The sequence below is a fragment of the Pseudomonas saudiphocaensis genome, from assembly GCF_000756775.1.
GTDB lineage: Bacteria > Pseudomonadota > Gammaproteobacteria > Pseudomonadales > Pseudomonadaceae > Stutzerimonas > Stutzerimonas saudiphocaensis.
Genome location: NZ_CCSF01000001.1, coordinates 1930564 through 1946846 on the forward strand (window position 1 = coordinate 1930564; position 16283 = coordinate 1946846).

Consider the following 16283-nt stretch of genomic DNA (forward strand, 5'->3'; position numbering starts at 1 on the left):
CACCTCTGCGCGCCGGGTTCAGCGCGCGGTGGTGCCGATCAGCCGCGAATCCGCCAGCGCTGCCGTGCGGTGCTCAGCCGCCGCCAGGTACTGCTCATCGCCGATCATCTCGAGAAAGGCTTCCTTGGACGGGTAACGGACCAGCAGCAATTCGTCCCACTGCTCATCGGCCGGTGCGATCAGCGCGGCATGCGCTCGGGCGGCGAACTCCACAGCACCGCCAGCGGCCTGAACCCGGGCCACGGCAATACGGCTGTAGCGCGCATAAGCCTGGCGACCGCTGCATGGGCTGTGTTCGCTGCCGGCGGGATACTGCGCCTGCTCGTTGAAGCGCAGCAGGTTGAGCATGGTGATCGGCACGCCAGCGGGCATCGCCTCGATGAAGTGGGCCAGCTGTTCGGCGCTTGGGTTCAGACTCGGCATTACGTTTCCTCGAGAATGGCTGCACGCGGAATGCTCCCATGCTCGCTGCAACGCAGCGACAGCCATGCGCTTCGCCGATCACCGCCCATAAGTCAGGCGTAGGCTGGCTAGCCGCGCAGCAGCAACGAACCTTCAATAGGCACATAGCGCGTGGCGGCGCGGATCAGCGATTGCGCGGTCAGCCCCGGTACGCCGTAGACGCAAGCTTCGGCACCGCCGGCGCGAACGCGCTCCAGCAGCAGGTCGAAATCGCCATCGCCCGAGGCCAGCACCACTTCATCGACCCGCGCGGCGGCGCCCAGCACATCGATGGTGATGCCCACATCCCAGTCGCCCTTGGCCGAGCCGTCGCTGCGCTGGATATAGGGTTTGAGCTTCACGGTGAAGCCGAGATTGCGCAGGATCTGCTGGAACTGCTGCTGCTTCGCATCGCCGCGCTCGATTGCATAGGCATAGGCCTCGACGATCTCGCCGCGCGCGCTAACCTCGCTCCACAGCGCCCCATAATTGAAATGGCAACCGTGGATCTGGCGAACCGTGTAGTAGAGGTTCTGCACATCGGCAAACAGGGCGATCTTCTTCACGCGGCAGCCTGGGTCAGAAAAGGGCGTCCAGTATGGACGGCAAACCGGCGGCTGTCCTGCGCTGCGACAGCTCAAAACCGCGGTTCACGCAATCTGCTGGAGGAATCCGGGCCGGCGGGAAGGCTGTCTTTAACCAGGTATTGCCAACCCGGGCAGTTTTGCAGAGGCCTGTTAAAGTGCGCGCCTGTTTTTTGGGATCGGTACCGACGTGAACGTTTTTTCCATTCTCCGCGAAGCCTGGTTCTTCTACTCAAACAACCTGCGCACCATCATCCCGCTCTGCCTGCCGCTGATCGTGCTGGAGAGCTGCGTGCGTCTGCTGATCGAGCACTCGCTGGGCAAGAATGCATTGCCGGCGCAGGAGCTACTGACAGGCATTCTGTTCTATCCCCTCTATATCGGCTCGCTGATCCTCTATCTCGATGCGCGCACCCGCGGGCATGATCCGGGCGTGCGTCAGGTATGGGCGCGAATGCTGCCGCTGTGGCCGGCGCTGGCGGTTCTTGCAGCGCTGGCCACGCTGTTGATCGTGCTTGGCGCTTCGCTGTTTGTGCTGCCGGCGCTATGGGTGATGGTGAAGATCGCCTTCGCCGAATACCTGCTGGTGCTGCGCGGCATGAGCCCGCTGCAGGCGCTGAAGGAAAGCTTTGCGCAGACACGCGGATATTTCCTGCCGATCCTCGGCTGCATGATGGCCGTGCTGCTGCCGGTGTGGCTGCTGGAAATCGGCCTCGCCAGCCAGCTCTGGGGCGAAGAAAACCCGCCCGCCGGGCTGGCGATTCTGGTCGATGGCGTCGTCGGGCTGTTTCAGCTGCTGGCTACGGTGGTGGTTTTTCGCTGCTATATGCTGAGCAGCACGCCGGCACTGGATGAGCGGAGCTAGCGAACAAGTTTTGACCGGCTAGCAGGCCGTTGAAAAACGTAGGCGAGGCAGGCAAGACAAGGCAAAAACAGGTGAGGAAGCGGAGTTTAGGAGTTCTAAATGAGCTTTCCGAGTCTGTTTTTAACGCAGTATTGCCAACGCAGGTAGTTTTTCAACGGCCTGCTAGGCTTGTTCATTTCTGCGAGAACACCGCCATGGCCGACCAGAACCCCAGCATCCTTTCCCACGTTTCCCTGGGCAGCAACCGCTTCGACGAAGCTGCGGCTTTCTACCATGCGGTCCCCGTGCCGCGTTAAGCGCAGGCGCCACGGATGAAGGCGCACCCGGCCCTCGCGAGGAATACGGCGCGCCCTATTACGGCTGCTTCGTCCGCGACCTGGACGGCCACAAGATCGAGGCGGCCTACTGGGACGTAGCCTTGATGCAGCAACTCTACGGCGAGGCCGGCTCGCCTAGCTGAGATCCTGGCTCACCCGCGTGCCGGCCAGCCGCGGCAGCAGCACGCTGTCGAAAAGGCGCGGGAAACAGCGCGCCACCAGGCGTGCACGCCAGTCGAGGTTGGACAGCACCAGAAGCTGCCGGCGCTTGAGCGCGCCCTGGAAAATGGATTCGGCCACGTCCTGCGGTGAAGCGACACGCCCGACTGCCAGCGCCGGCTGCGGCGCTGTGGAGCCATCGCCCACCAGCACGTTCTTGCGCAGATCGGTGGCGGTGTAGCCGGGGCAGACCAGCATCACGTTGACCCTGGTGCCATCCAGCTCGCCGCGCAGGGTTTCGAACAGGCCGTGCAGCGCATGCTTGCTGGCGTTGTAGGCCGCACGATCTGGCACCGGCGCATACTGCGAAAGCGAGCTGAGCACGATGATCTGTCCCTCGCGGGCGATCAGGCTTGGCAGCGCCGCCTGGGTGCAGTGCAGCGCGCCGTAGAAGTTGACCGCCATGATCCGCTCGAACACTTTCAGGCTGGTGTCGGCCACACGGCTGCGATGGGTGATGCCGGCGTTGTTGACCAGCATGTCGATGCCGCCGAAGCGGTCCACTACCAGCGCAATGGCCTGCTGTACCGCCGTCGCATCCGATACGTCGCAGCGCAACCCCAGCGCATCGGCGTTGTGCCGGTCCGCCAGGTGCTGAACCAAGGCATCGAGGGCGTTCTGCTCCAGATCGAAGATCACCAGACGCGCACCCGCCTGGGCCATACGTTCGGCCAGCGCACGACCGATACCCGCGCAGCCGCCGGTAATCACCACGACCTTGCGCTCGAAGACCTTGCTGACAAATACCTTGCGCCGCATGCCCCTCTCCCTACCCGCTGCTCACTGCAATCAAGCATAGCCCCTATGCCTCGACGCGGGCGCACTGGCAGCGAATGAGGTTAACTAGGGCGGGCACCAATCCCTGAATGGCGGACCCATGGATATCAAGCAGTTGAAGTTTCTCGTGGCCCTCGATGAAACCCGGCACTTCGGCCAGGCGGCGGCACGCTGCCATGTCACCCAGCCGACGCTGTCGATGCGCCTGCGCAGCCTTGAAGACGAACTGGGCCTGCAATTGGTAATCCGCGATCAGCGCTTCGAAGGCTTCACCCCGGAAGGTGAACGCATCCTCGCCTGGGCACGCAGCGTGCTGGCGGCGCAGGATGGGCTGCTGGCCGAGGCGGCGTCCTGTCGCGGTCAGCTGGTCGGCACCCTGCGCCTGGGCGTGGTGCCCCTGGCCGGCTTCGACCTGATGCAGCTGGTACGCGCCTTCGGCGAGCGTCACCCGCACTTGCGCTTCGAGCTGTTCGCCCTGAGCAGCGAACAGATCTTCGAGCGCCTGGGGCGCAATCTGCTGGACTTGGGGCTGTCGTACCTGGAGGGCTACGACGAATCGAGCTTCGTCAGTCTGCCCCTGGGGCCGACCCGCATGGGCCTGTTGCACGACGAGCGCCACTTCCGCTTCGATACGCCGTCCCTGAGCTGGGAAGCGCTGGCCAGCCTGCCGCTCGGCCTGCTTACCGGCGGCATGCACTTCCGCCAGTCCATCGATCATGCGCTACGCAGTCGTGGCCTGGTGCTCACGCCACGCGTGCAAACCGACGCCGTGCATCACCTGCTACAAGCCGTTGGCGCCGGCCTGTGCTGCGCGATCATGCCGCTGGAAAGCGGCCTCGACAGCCTGGACGAACGCCTGACCCTGACTCCCATCGAACAGGCCGAAACGCTGGCGCCGCTGGGGCTGATCATGCGTAGCGGCCTGCCGCGCTCGGCCCTTGGCGAGACCTGCTTCAACGAAGCCCGCGAGCTGCTCGACCTGCGCTGAGCAAGCCCATCGACGCGGTCGATGAGGCCATCAGGGATAGCGATTGGACGCTCATGACCGGCCACCCTAGGCTAAATGCGACCACTTGTCGCAGCGCCAGAATGGATGCCCAACATGAGCCGCACCTCCCGCTTCCACCCTGCCACCCGCTTTCGCCCTTACACCGGCCCTGCCGGCGGCTGGGGTGCGCTGCGCAGTGTGGCCAGCGCCTGGATCGGCAGCGGCAATGCGTTGAAGAACATTCGCGCCATGCTGCGCACCAACCAGAACGGCGGCTTCGACTGCCCCGGATGCGCCTGGGGCGATTCGCCCGAAGCCGGCGCGGTGAAGTTCTGCGAGAACGGCGCCAAGGCGGTGAACTGGGAAGCCACCCGGCGCCGCGTGGATGCAGCATTTTTCGCCCGCCACAGCCTCAGTCAGCTGCGCGAACAAAGCGACTATTGGCTTGAGTACCAGGGCCGGCTTACGGAACCCATGCGCTACGACAGCGCCAGCAACCGTTACCTGCCGATCAGCTGGGATGACGCCTTCACCCTGATTGCCAAACACCTGAACGGGCTGGCCAGTCCCGACCAGGCGGCCTTCTACACGTCCGGCCGCACCAGCAATGAGGCCGCATTCGTCTACCAGCTGTTCGTGCGCAGCTTCGGCACCAACAATTTTCCCGACTGCTCGAACATGTGCCACGAAGCCAGCGGCGTGGCCCTCGGCGAAACCATCGGTGTCGGCAAAGGCACGGTGACGCTGGAAGATTTCGACCACGCCGACGCCATCTTCGTCCTCGGCCAGAACCCCGGCACCAACCACCCGCGCATGCTCGAACCGCTGCGCCAGGCGCTGGAGCGCGGTGCCCAGGTGGTCTGCTTCAACCCGCTGCGCGAGCGCGGGCTGGAACGTTTCCAGCACCCGCAAAAGCCCATCGAGATGCTCGCCAATCAGGACGCCCCAACCCACAGCCTGTACCTGCGCCCCAACCTCGGCGGCGACCTCGCCGTGCTGCGCGGCATGGCCAAGTACCTGCTGCAATGGGAGCGCGAAGCCCAGGCCAGCGGCGCACCGGCAGTGTTCGATCACGCGTTTATTACCGAGCACAGCCACGGCCTGGACGACTACCTGGCCGCGGTCGACGCCATGCCCTGGGAGCAGATCGAACAGCAGTCGGGGCTGACGCGCGAGGCCATTCGCCCGGCCGCTGAGGTCTATCGCAACGCCGGACGCACCATCGTCTGCTGGGCCATGGGCATCACCCAGCACCACCATTCGGTGGCCACCATCCAGGAAATCAGCAACCTGCTGATGCTACGCGGCAACCTTGGCAAGCTCGGCGCCGGTGCCTGCCCGGTACGCGGCCACAGCAATGTGCAGGGTGATCGCACCATGGGTATCAACGAGCGCCCGCCGGTGGCGCTGCTCGATGCCCTGGAGCGCCAGTTCGACCTGCCGATGCCTCGTCGAAACGGGCACAACACCGTGGAATGCATCCAGGCCATGCTCACCGGTCAGGTGAAGGTATTTATCGGCCTGGGCGGCAATTTCGCCCAGGCCACGCCGGACAGCCCACGCACGCATCAGGCGCTGCGCAACTGCGACCTGACCGTGCAGATCAGCACCAAGCTCAACCGCAGCCACCTGGCCCCAGGGCGCGAAGCCCTGATCCTGCCGTGTCTCGGCCGCACCGATATCGACCGTCAGGCGAGCGGCCCGCAGGCGGTAACTGTGGAAGATTCGTTCAGCATGATCCACGCCTCCTGGGGCCAACTGGAGCCGCTTTCCGCCTTGATGCGCTCGGAACCGGCCATTGTCGCCGGCATGGCTGCGGCGACCCTGGGCACGCGCCCGGTGGACTGGCTGTGGCTGGCGCAAGATTACGCCCGCATCCGCGACCTGATCGCCGCGACTATCCCCGGCTTCGCCGACTTCAACCAGCGATTGCAGCAACCCGGCGGTTTCTACCTGGGCAACGCAGCAGCGCGCCGGGAGTGGAAAACACCGAGCGGGCGCGCCGAATTCAAGGCGCACCCGCTGCCGGCCGATGTGCTGCCGGCACGGGCTCGCAGGTCCGGCAGCCCCGACCTGATCCTGCAGACGATGCGCTCCCATGATCAGTACAACACAACGCTGTACGGCCTGGATGACCGCTACCGCGGGGTCAGGGGCATGCGCAAGGTGGTCTTCGTCAACCCCGATGACATTCGCCGCCTGGGCCTTGCAGCCGGGCAGCAGGTGGACCTGGTTTCACTCTGGGATGACGGTATCGAGCGGCGCGTAAGCGGCTTCACCGTTCTCGCCTATGACACGCCACCCGGCCAGGCGGCGGCCTACTACCCGGAAACCAATCCCCTGGTGCCTCTGGAAAGTACCGGGTTGCAGAGCTACACGCCCACGTCCAAATCGATCGCCGTGAAGATCATGCCCACCAGCGGCGCTCAGGCTGCGATAGCCCTGGCAAGCGTTTGATCAAGCAAAACCTTACCTGTTTCGCGGCTTGGCCCGGGCGGTGGGTTCGGCGATCAGCGGGTCATCGGGCCAGTAGTGCTTGGGGTACCTGCCCTTCAAATCCTTCTTCACCTCGGCGTAGGTGTTGGCCCAGAAACTCGCCAGATCCTGCGTCACCTGCACCGGACGCCGCGCTGGCGACAGCAGATGCAGCTTGACGATCTGCCGCCCCCCGGCGATGCGCGGGGTGTCGGCCAGGCCGAAGAGCTCCTGCAGCCGCACCGCCAGCACCGGCGGCTGCTCGCTGTAATCCAGGCGAATCCGTGAGCCGGAGGGCACCGCAATGGCGACTGGCGCCAGCTCGTCCAGACGCTGCGGCAGCGGCCAGGGCAACAGAGTAGCGAGCATCGCTGCCAGGTCCAGCTGGGCGAAATGCGCCAACCGCGAGACCTTGCCGATATAGGGCAGCAGCCACTCTTCCAGGCGCTCCAGCAGCGCTGCGTCACTGACGTCCGGCCAGTCACTGCGCCCGTCCTTGTCGAGATCCAGCTGCCGCAACAAGGCGATACGCGCCTGCCACTGGCGCAGCTCGGGCGTCCAGGGCAGCAGCTCAAGCCCCTTGCGCCGCACCAGACCGAGCAGCGCCTGGCTACGCGCTGCCTCGTCCAGCCCCGGCAGCGCCTCGCTACTGAGCACCAGCTCGCCAACCCGGCACTGGCGTTCGGCGCGCAGTACGCCTTCGCGTTCGTCCAACTCCAGCTCGTCACGCAGGACCACCTGCTCGGCCAGCACGCCGTCGAACAGTGCCGGGTCCAGCGCCACCGCGCGGTAGATGCGCTCCTCGCGCCGCCCCTGCTGGCTGCCCAGCTCGGCGATTACCAGCCATGGTTCCTTCATCAACGCATCCGGCTCACTAAACTGCGCCGCACGGCCATTGGCCAGACGGTACTCACCACTGCCCTCACGGCGCTGGCGTGCCACTCGGTCGGGATAGGCGAAGGCCAGCAGTGCGGCGAGGGCCTGGGACTCGTCCAGCGCAGTCGCAGCGGTGCGGTCACGCAGCAGGCCGCGAAACTGCCGCGACAACTGCCGAACCCGCTGCACAGCGCTACCGCGGCCCGTCGCCAGTTGCTGCAGGCGCAGGCTCAAATCGGCCCCGGCATCGCGCAGGATGTCGCGCTCGGCCAGCAACGCTGCGACATCTGCCGCCAGTGCTGCGACGCCCAGCGTCTGGCCGCGCAACAGCATATGCGCCAGACGCGGATGGGTCGGCAGTTCGGCCATGGCCTGGCCCTCGGCAGTCAGCTGCCAGCCGCCGTGGGCATTACGCTGCAAGGCGCCGAGTCGCTCCAGCAACGCCTGAGCCTGGGCATAGGCGGCGGCCGGTGGACGATCCAGCCAGCTCAGTTCATCGGGCTCGACGCCCCAGCGCGCCAGCTGCAGGGCGACAGCGGCGAGATCAGCCTGAAGAATCTCCGCTTCGCTGTAAGCACTCAGTTGCGCGTGCTGCTCCTCCGACCACAGCCGATAGCAGACGCCCGGTTCCAACCGCCCGGCGCGCCCGGCGCGTTGAGTGGCCGAGGCGCGGGAAATGCGCCGGGTTACCAGGCGGGTCATGCCGCTGCCGGGATCGAAGCGCGGCACCCGCGCCAATCCGGCATCGACAACCACGCGCACACCTTCGATGGTCAGGCTGGTCTCGGCGATATTGGTGGCCAGCACCACCTTGCGCCGGCCGGCTGGCGCGGGGTCGATGGCGGCGCGCTGGGCCGTCAGCTCCAGTTCGCCATGCAGCGGACAAAGCAGGATGTCTTCGCGACCCGCCAGCTGTTCGGCCAGCGCCTCGTTGACCCGGCGAATTTCCGCCTGCCCCGGCAGGAACACCAGCAGGCTACCGCCCTCCTCGTCCAGCGCCTGCAGCACCGCCTGTACCACCCGCGTTTCGATGCGCTCCCCTGGCTGATAAGGCCGGCCCCAGCGCAGCGCCACCGGATGCATGCGGCCTTCGCTGCGCACCACCGGCGCCTTATCCAGCAACGCCGACAGCCGCTCGCCTTCCAACGTGGCCGACATCAGCAACACCTTGAGCGGCTCATCGCGCAGCAGGTCGCGGGCATTGAGGGTCAGCGCCAGGGCCAGATCGGCATCCAGGCTGCGCTCGTGGAACTCATCGAAGATCACCAGCCCGACGCCCTCCAGCGCCGGATCGTCCTGCAGCCGGCGCGCCAGAATGCCTTCGGTGACCACCTCGATGCGCGTCTTCGGCCCAACCTTGCTGTCCAGGCGGATGCGGTAGCCCACCGTTTCGCCGACCTTCTCGCCCAGCTCGCTGGCCAGCCTTTCCGCCGCCGCACGGGCAGCCAGCCGCCGCGGTTCGAGCATGACGATCGACTGCCCGTCCAGCCAGGCCTCATCCAGCAGCGTCAGCGGCACTCGGGTGGTCTTGCCGGCGCCGGGCGGCGCTTCCAGCACGACCTCGTCACGGGACTGCAGGGCCTGGCGCAGCGCCGGCAGGGCTTCGTCGATGGGAAGGGGGATCATGGGTGTACTCCGCGTTCAGGCGGCGGATTGTAAGGCAGCGGCGAGCGCTCGGCGGTTTTTGCCGGTCTATAAGCGCAGCCGCAACTTTTACCTAGCAGAAGGTCGCGGCTACGCCTACTTGCCGCTTGAGCCGCTGCTGCTTTTCATCCGGCCCTTGTATAGTTGCGACAATTTTCAGGAGGTCCCTATGCGTACTCGTAACCGACTCATCGGCGGCGTGTTGGCCGTTTCCCTGTTCACCCAACTGAGCGCCTGCGGCACGGTGTTCTACCCGGATCGGCGCGGGCAAATCGACGGCAAGATCGACCCGGCAATTGCCGCGCTCAACGCTATCGGCCTGCTGTTCTACGTCATTCCCGGGTTGATCGCCTTCGGTATCGACTTCGCCACCGGAGCCATCTACTTCCCCGACGAAAACTACAGCATGGCACCGGAGAAACTGCAGGAAGCCATCGGTGCTGACGGCCAGATCGACACTCTGCGCCTGAAGGCCATCGTCGAGCAGGAGACCGGCCGCAGCCTGCCGCTGGACGACCCGCGTCTGATCCAGCACAGCGGCAGCCTCGAGCAGCTGGCAGCCTTCGGCCTGCGCCCGGCGGCCTGACCGACTTCCCGTGAGCATCAACGCCGAGCACGCCAGGCTGCTGCGCCGCGCCACCCGCGCGGCACTGGCCACCGCCATCCTCCTCGCGCTGTGCAAGGCGGTGGCCTGGTGGCTGAGCGGCTCGGTGAGCCTGCTGGCCGGCCTGACCGACTCGCTGTTGGACGGCGCCGCCTCGCTGCTCAATCTGCTGGCGGTACACTACTCGCTGCGCCCGGCAGATGACGACCACCGCTACGGCCACGGCAAGGCCGAGGCGCTGGCCGGGCTGGGCCAGGCCGCGTTCATCTGCATCAGCGCGATTCTGGTCGGCGTGCAGGGCGTTGACCGCCTGCTGCATCCCCAACCCTTGGGCGCGCAGGCCATCGGCATCGCAGTGATGCTGCTGTCGCTGCTGATGACGGCGCTGCTGCTGGCTTATCAGCGCCATGTGGTGAAGGTCACCCACTCCACGGCGATCCGCGCCGATTCGCTGCACTACCGCTCCGACCTGCTGCTCAACGCCAGCATCCTGCTGGCGCTAGTCCTCGCCGGCTTCGGCTGGGAACGGCTCGATGCGCTGTTCGGCATAGCCATCGCGCTCTACATTCTCTGGAGCGCGATCAGCATCGTCCGCGAGGCCGGCGCGGTGCTGATGGATACCGAGCTGTCGCCGGAAATCAGCGAGCATATGCAGCAGCTGGTGTGCGAAGTGCCCGGCGTGCACGGCTGCCACGATTTTCGCACGCGCATCTCCGGCACGCGCTGGTTCGTGCAGATGCACCTGGAGCTGCCCGGCGAACTGCCGCTGTCACGCGCCCACGATCTGTGCGTGGCGGTGGAGCACGCCATCCACGACCGCTATCCCCATGCCGAAGTGCTGGTGCATGCCGACCCGCTGGAAGTGGCGCCCAAGCGCGGCTGATCGGCACCGCTAAGGGGTCGTCCCGGTATCCCGCACAATGTGGCCGTCGACCAGCTCGATGCTGCGCCGGCAGTTGGCCGAAAGACGGGGGTCGTGGGTCACCACCAGCACCGCGCAGCCGAACTCCCGATTGATCTCGCGGAACAGCTCGAACACCTGCTCGGCCGTACGGGTATCCAGGTTGCCGGTGGGCTCGTCGGCCAGCAGCAAGGGCGGCCGGGTGATCAGCGCGCGGGCAATGGCCACCCGCTGTTGCTGGCCGCCGGACAGCTGGCCGGCGCGCTTGCCGGCGTAGCCCTCAAGCCCGACCTGAGCCAGCAGCTGTTCGGCCAGGCGTACGTCAGCAGTGCTCGGCTTGCCGTGGCGAATCATCAGCGGCATCAGCACGTTGTCGAGCACGCTGAACGCCGAGATCAGGTGATGGAACTGGAAGACGAAACCGATGGCCTCGTTGCGCAGGCGCGTGCGGGCTTCGTCGTTCAGGTCGCGGGTCGGACGGCCCATCAGGTACAGCTCGCCAGCACTGGGCGAGTCGAGCAGGCCGATGACATTCAGCAGCGTGCTCTTGCCAGAGCCGCTGGGGCCGATCAGTGCGGTCAGCTCGCCACGGGCCAGACTCAGATTGATGCCCCGCAACACCTCTTGCTCCTGGGGCGTGCCCGGGTTGTAGACCTTGCGCAGCCCTTCCAGGCGCAATACCGGATCAGACATAACGGATGGCCACCGCCGGATCGTAACGGGCCGCACGCCGGGCCGGCGCCACTGCCGAAAGCACGCCGGCCAGGGTCGCCACTGCCATGGCCGAAAGCACCAGCCCCGGGGCCACCTCGGCGGTGAACAGCCGCGGGCCGAACAGATTGAAGACCTGGATCAGCGCCCAACCCACCAGCGCGCCAATGGCCGAGCCGGCCAGCCCCAGTAACCCGCCCTGCAGCAGGAAGACGCGCATGACCTGTCCGCGCGGGCTGCCCATGGCGCGCAGGATGCCGATCTCGCGGGTGCGCTGCACCACGCTCACGGCCAGCACGCTGGCAATGCCGAAAGCCACCGACAGCCCGACGAACACACGAATCATCTCTGTGGTCATGCTTTGCGAACGCAGCGCGTTGAGCAGCTGGCCGTTGGTGGCCATCCAGCTTTCGGCCTGCATGCCGGTGAGGCGCGCCAGGCGCTCGGCGACCCGATCCGCGGAAAAGATGTCATCGACGGTGAGGTCGATCTGGGTCACCCCGCCGGGCAGGTCGAGGAGGATCTGCGCCTGGCGCAGGTCCAGATAGACGTAGCGGGCGTCCAGCTCGCGCACGCCCAGTTCGAAGATACCGGCCACCCGCACCACGCGTTCGCGCCCTTCGCCACCGTCCAGACGCAGCTTGTCGCCGACCGACAACCCCAGCTCGCGAGCCAGCTCGGTGCCCAATGCGACCTGATCACCCTCGATCACGAAGCGCCCGGCCACCAGATCCCGCGCCACCGGCACGATGCGCTGATAGCGCTCCGGATCGATGCCCATCAGCGCGATCGAGGCGCGCGCCTGGCCACGGCGGGCAATCGCCGGCCCGGTGGCCAGCGGCGACACCGCCAGCACACCGGGCTGGCCATCGAGCAGGTCACGCAGTGCCTGCCAGTTGCTCAGCGAACGCAGCCGCTGGGCGCGCGGGCTGTGCAGCACCAGAGCGACAGTGCCATCGGGCGCCGGCAGTACGCGGTTGACCTCATCGGGCATCTCGATCTTCAGATGTGCCTGGGTGCCCAGGGTGCGCTCGATGACGTTGGCCTGCAGGCCACCAATCAAGGCAGTAATAAAGACGATCACCGCCGAGCCGACGCCGATGCCCACCATGATCAGCAGCGTTTGCAGACGGTTGTCGAAGAGGAAGGCCAGGGCGATCTTCCATTCGAGCCAGAGGGCGTTCAGCCAGCGCATGGGTCAGTTCGTGCCCGGCAATGGCAGCGCCCGGAAGCGAACCTGCTGGCCGGGCTCGGCAGGCGCATTGAGCACCCGTTCGCCCGCCGCCAGGCCCTCGCGCACCTCGCTCAGGCCATCGCTGCGCAGGCCCAGGCGCACCGGCACCCGCTCCACGGTGTCGTCCCCGCGCAACCGCAAAACCTGCGCCTGAACTCCGTCACGGGCCAGCAGCGCATCGTTGCCGATGACCAGCGCGCGCTCCAGGCGAGCAGTCTCGATGTTCACCGAAACGCTCATACCCTGGCGCAGGAAGTCCGCCTCGTCGAGCAGTTCCAGATGCACGTCCAGCGTGCCCTGGGCCGGGTTGACCGCCGGTGCCAGGTAACTGACCCGCGCCTTGAGCACGCGCTCGGGCCAGGCATCGGGCACTACCCAGGCCGGCTGGTCGAGGGCGACCGCACCAAGGTTTTTCTCATCCAGCGGCAGCAGGATCTCGCGGCTGTCGTCGCGGGCGATTTCCAGCAGCACGTCGCCGGGACGCACCAGGTCGCCGGGCTCGACGTTGCGGGTCTGTACCGTGCCGGAATGGGCGGCGTGGATCAGGGTGCGCGCCAGGTTGACCTGCGCCTGCGTCAGCCGCTGACGCAGCTGCTGTTCCTCGCTGCCGCCAGCGGCCAGCGCATCGCGCTGCAAGCGGGCGCGGTCGCGAGTGGCGCGAGCACTGATTTCGCTCTGGCGGGCCTGCTCCAGCGCCTCGGCGGAGAGCAGCCCGCGCGCATGCACCGCCTGGCGCCGTTCGAGTTCGCGGGAGGCCTGTTCCAGCCGGCTTTGGGCATCGCGCAGCTGCGCCTCGGCCTGGGGCCGGCTGGAGTCGATCAGTTGTTGCAGCGCGGCCTCGGCTTCGCGCAGCCGGGCCTGCTGTTCGTCATCACGCAACTCGATCAGCAGATCACCCGCATCAACACGATCGCCTTCGCGCACGTGACGAGTCTTGACCACCCCGGTCAGCTCACTGCCCACCCGCGCCAGAGACTTGCTGGACACCTCGCCACTGGCCACCACGCGCTGCACCAACGGTCGCTCCTCGAGCGTATAGCCGGTCAGCAGCGGCCCCTGCCACGGTCGCCAGAACCAGAGCAGCAGCGCCAATAGAAACAGGGCAAGCAACAGGCGCAGCAGCGTCTTGGGGGCAATCCGCACGAGGAAACAACTCCTGAACCCGGCGCGACGGGCGCCGACAGCGCTAGCCTACACAGCGACATTGATGTTTGCACACTGGCGTTTATCGAAGCGCCGCGACTCGCTATAAACACCTCTTAAAGGGTGCACGAGGAGCAGCCGGACCGCCTTGCAGAGCGCTGGACGCAGAAACGAAAAAGGCCATGCATGGGCATGGCCTTTTTCTCATCTGGCTGGCTGCGGGTAGCGGCTTCTTCGAACATCACGCCTTGTGAGCGCTGCGGCTCCGGATCGCCAAGCTGGATAAACTCAGCGATGAGGTAGAAGCTGGTTGGCCTCATCTCTTCTGCCGGAAGCGGAAGTTGAGGTAAAGCTTACGCCTACCCGACGAATAATGTTTGCGAAGATTGCTCGAAAGAAGCAGCCTTGCGCAATCAGTACCAACCTAAACCGATAGAAACGCAACCTACAGGCAACAAGGTAGCAACCATGAGCAAACTTGACCGCTTTGATCTGCGCATTCTGGCTGAACTGCAACACGATGCACGGATTTCCAACCAGGAACTGGCCGAGCGCATCGGCCTGTCGCCCTCACCCTGTTCTCGGCGGGTCAAGCAGCTGGAAGACGATGGTTATATCGCCCGCCAGGTGGCCCTGCTGGACCGCAAGAAGCTTGGCCTGACACTAACCGCCCATGTGCTGATCGGCATGGACAGGCACACGCCCGAGCGCTTCGAGCATTTCGAGAAAGTGATCGGCAAGTGCCCGGAAGTGCTGGAGTGCAGCCTGGTCACTGGCATGGACGCCGACTATCAGCTCAAGGTGATTGTGCCGGACATGGACCATTATCAGGCCTTCCTGCTGGGCACCCTGACCCGCATCGAAGGCGTCTCCAGTGTGCGCTCCAGCTTTGTGCTGCGTCAGGTAGCGTCCAGTACCGAGCTGCCGCTGGGCCATTTGAAAAGTTGATAACCAAGTTCAAGAACTGCTGCCTATACCTGCCCCGCGCATCTTAGGCAGGATGTAGAATGCGCGCCGCCTTGCTATGCCCCCGCGCGCATCCTCATAAAAAGAGCTTCCGCTCGCATAAAGCATTTGCCGCCGTCATAGCCGAGACCAACCGTTTCCGGCTGCGTTGCAGCCATCCCGAAACCGTCATTTACAAGCTGCGCAGACACAGATCGCGTCATGCAGAGCTTCGGTCGTTGCTGCCGCAACGAACACTTTTTCGATGACTTTTATGTCAACTTCCGCGCCACTTCCCCAGTGATCAGAGACATGTTCACCAACACCGACATGACCTCACAGAAGAATCTGCTACGCGCGGGAATTCTCAACCTGGTGCTGTACGCCCGCGGCATGCCGGACACCAAGCTCAAGGCCTTGGGCCAGAGCCACTCGCGGTCCGGGCTGAACATTCAGCCGGAACTCTATGACCTTTGGCTCCAGGCTCTGCGGCAAACAATCATTGCGCACGATCCCAACTTGAGCCCGGAAGACCAGAAAGCCTGGCGTGACGTCCTGAACAAGGGCATCGATGTCATCAAGTCGTACTACTGAGGCAGCTGTCCGCTCATGCAGCAGAGTCCGCCGCTGGCGTATAATCACCGCCTTTGCGATCTAGCCCTACGGAGCGCTCGATGGATCCTGATGTTTTTGAAAAATGGATGATGATTCTGCTGGTCGGAGGCCTGATGTCTTTCATGGCCTTCATCATCTGGGACCTGGCGAAAAAATCGAAAGCCGGCCGGCTCGGTACCGCCATCCTCTTTCTGGGATTGGGCCTGTGCCTGTTCGCCTTTCTGGCCAAGCCGATCATCGGCTACATCATCGAAGCGACTCAGGGTATTCCACACTGACCATAGCGCTGGCCGGCTACAGGCTCGCCGGCACTTCGCGCCATTCGCCTGGCTGCAGGCCGTCTAGCGACCAAGGGCCGATGCGCACACGCACCAGGCGCAGGGTCGGCAACCCGACCGCGGCGGTCATGCGCCGCACCTGACGATTGCGCCCCTCCCGGATAACCAGTTCCAGCCAGCAGGTCGGCACGCTCTTGCGAAAGCGCACCGGCGGGTTGCGCGGCCATAGCTCTGGCTCGTCCAGCAGCCGCACCTCGGCGGGCAGGGTCGGACCATCGTTGAGTTCGACTCCCTCACGCAGGCGCTGCAACTGCTCCTCGCTCGCCTCGCCCTCCACCTGTACCCAGTAAGTTTTGGGCAGCTTGTGCTTGGGGTCGGCAATGCGCGCCTGCAGCCGGCCATTATTGGTCAGCAACAGCAGGCCTTCGCTATCGCGGTCCAGCCGGCCAGCGGGATACACGCCCGGCACCGGAACAAAGGCCTTCAAGGTGGTGCGCCCATCGGCATCATTGAACTGCGTCAGCACGTCGAAGGGCTTGTTCAGCAGCAACAGACGCGGTTCGGCAGGCACAGCACTGGACTGCCGGCGCTGCGGCTTTGCGCCAGAGCGAGACGGTCGGGATGGACGGGGACGAGGTGGGCGAGGCATGGCACGTCGTTTCTACA

Annotated in this window: 16 protein-coding genes and 1 pseudogene; 9 read left to right on the top strand and 8 right to left on the bottom strand. The window is 65.4% G+C overall.

Annotated features, from left to right (window positions below; translation table 11 throughout):
* Nucleotides 1–18: 18 nt before the first annotated feature.
* The gene (locus BN1079_RS09005; protein ID WP_037023792.1) at nucleotides 19–423 is read right to left on the bottom strand and encodes a DUF1330 domain-containing protein; all 405 of its coding nucleotides are present in this window, start codon (nucleotides 421–423) and stop codon (nucleotides 19–21) included.
* Nucleotides 424–530: 107 nt separating this feature from the next.
* Nucleotides 531–1007, bottom strand: a complete 477-nt coding sequence (locus BN1079_RS09010; RefSeq protein WP_037023793.1) for a LabA-like NYN domain-containing protein — start codon at nucleotides 1005–1007, stop codon at nucleotides 531–533.
* A gap of 208 nt (nucleotides 1008–1215) precedes the next feature.
* On the opposite strand from BN1079_RS09010, the gene BN1079_RS09015 reads away from it, so the two are divergent.
* Nucleotides 1216–1890, top strand: a complete 675-nt coding sequence (locus tag BN1079_RS09015; protein ID WP_037023795.1) for a membrane protein — start codon at nucleotides 1216–1218, stop codon at nucleotides 1888–1890.
* Between the two features lie 286 nt (nucleotides 1891–2176).
* A pseudogene (locus BN1079_RS09020) lies at nucleotides 2177–2350 on the top strand (VOC family protein); the annotation flags it as partial.
* Here the strand turns inward: BN1079_RS09020 and BN1079_RS09025 are convergent.
* A complete protein-coding gene (locus BN1079_RS09025) occupies nucleotides 2343–3185 on the bottom strand; it encodes an SDR family oxidoreductase (protein ID WP_037023797.1) in 843 nt (280 codons plus the stop codon). The pseudogene BN1079_RS09020 and the gene BN1079_RS09025 overlap by 8 nt on opposite strands.
* Before the next feature lie 118 nt (nucleotides 3186–3303).
* Here BN1079_RS09025 and BN1079_RS09030 point away from each other — a divergent pair, with 118 nt between their 5' ends.
* Both BN1079_RS09030 and BN1079_RS09035 read left to right on the top strand, forming a co-directional pair.
* Nucleotides 3304–4191, top strand: a complete 888-nt coding sequence (locus BN1079_RS09030; protein WP_037023799.1) for a LysR family transcriptional regulator — start codon at nucleotides 3304–3306, stop codon at nucleotides 4189–4191.
* 114 nt (nucleotides 4192–4305) lie between these two features.
* On the top strand, nucleotides 4306–6648 hold the full coding sequence (locus tag BN1079_RS09035) for an FdhF/YdeP family oxidoreductase (RefSeq protein ID WP_037023801.1): 2343 nt from the start codon (nucleotides 4306–4308) through the stop codon (nucleotides 6646–6648).
* 12 nt (nucleotides 6649–6660) lie between these two features.
* Here the strand turns inward: BN1079_RS09035 and hrpB are convergent, their stop codons facing one another.
* Nucleotides 6661–9168: an ATP-dependent helicase HrpB gene (hrpB, locus tag BN1079_RS09040; protein ID WP_037023803.1), complete on the bottom strand. Its 2508-nt coding sequence runs from the start codon at nucleotides 9166–9168 to the stop codon at nucleotides 6661–6663.
* Nucleotides 9169–9355: 187 nt separating this feature from the next.
* On the opposite strand from hrpB, the gene BN1079_RS09045 reads away from it, so the two are divergent.
* Both BN1079_RS09045 and BN1079_RS09050 read left to right on the top strand, forming a co-directional pair.
* Nucleotides 9356–9772, top strand: a complete 417-nt coding sequence (locus BN1079_RS09045; protein WP_037026727.1) for a hypothetical protein — start codon at nucleotides 9356–9358, stop codon at nucleotides 9770–9772.
* Nucleotides 9773–9782: 10 nt separating this feature from the next.
* Nucleotides 9783–10673 (top strand): cation diffusion facilitator family transporter, encoded by an 891-nt coding sequence (locus BN1079_RS09050; RefSeq protein WP_037023805.1) that lies wholly within the window; start codon nucleotides 9783–9785, stop codon nucleotides 10671–10673.
* A gap of 9 nt (nucleotides 10674–10682) precedes the next feature.
* Here BN1079_RS09050 and BN1079_RS09055 read toward each other — a convergent pair whose 3' ends face one another.
* The 3 genes from BN1079_RS09055 to BN1079_RS09065 are packed head-to-tail and all read right to left on the bottom strand — an operon-like array spanning nucleotide 10683 to nucleotide 13779.
* Nucleotides 10683–11384, bottom strand: a complete 702-nt coding sequence (locus BN1079_RS09055; protein ID WP_037023806.1) for an ABC transporter ATP-binding protein — start codon at nucleotides 11382–11384, stop codon at nucleotides 10683–10685.
* Complete coding sequence (locus tag BN1079_RS09060) at nucleotides 11377–12597, bottom strand: ABC transporter permease (protein WP_037023808.1); 1221 nt, start codon at nucleotides 12595–12597, stop codon at nucleotides 11377–11379. The genes BN1079_RS09055 and BN1079_RS09060 overlap by 8 nt, the downstream gene beginning before the upstream one ends.
* Nucleotides 12598–12600: 3 nt before the next feature.
* Complete coding sequence (locus BN1079_RS09065) at nucleotides 12601–13779, bottom strand: efflux RND transporter periplasmic adaptor subunit (RefSeq protein WP_037023809.1); 1179 nt, start codon at nucleotides 13777–13779, stop codon at nucleotides 12601–12603.
* 468 nt (nucleotides 13780–14247) lie between these two features.
* Between BN1079_RS09065 and BN1079_RS09075 the strand changes: the two genes are divergently transcribed.
* From BN1079_RS09075 to BN1079_RS09085, 3 genes are all read left to right on the top strand, one after another.
* Nucleotides 14248–14727, top strand: coding sequence for an Lrp/AsnC family transcriptional regulator (locus tag BN1079_RS09075; RefSeq protein WP_037023813.1), 480 nt, complete (start codon nucleotides 14248–14250; stop codon nucleotides 14725–14727).
* Between the two features lie 219 nt (nucleotides 14728–14946).
* Nucleotides 14947–15318: a globin gene (locus BN1079_RS09080; RefSeq protein WP_037023815.1), complete on the top strand. Its 372-nt coding sequence runs from the start codon at nucleotides 14947–14949 to the stop codon at nucleotides 15316–15318.
* Nucleotides 15319–15398: 80 nt separating this feature from the next.
* Nucleotides 15399–15617 (top strand): DUF2788 domain-containing protein, encoded by a 219-nt coding sequence (locus BN1079_RS09085; protein WP_037023817.1) that lies wholly within the window; start codon nucleotides 15399–15401, stop codon nucleotides 15615–15617.
* Nucleotides 15618–15633: 16 nt separating this feature from the next.
* Here BN1079_RS09085 and BN1079_RS09090 read toward each other — a convergent pair whose 3' ends face one another.
* Nucleotides 15634–16266 (bottom strand): pseudouridine synthase, encoded by a 633-nt coding sequence (locus tag BN1079_RS09090; RefSeq protein ID WP_037023819.1) that lies wholly within the window; start codon nucleotides 16264–16266, stop codon nucleotides 15634–15636.
* Between the last annotated feature and the right edge of the window lie 17 nt (nucleotides 16267–16283).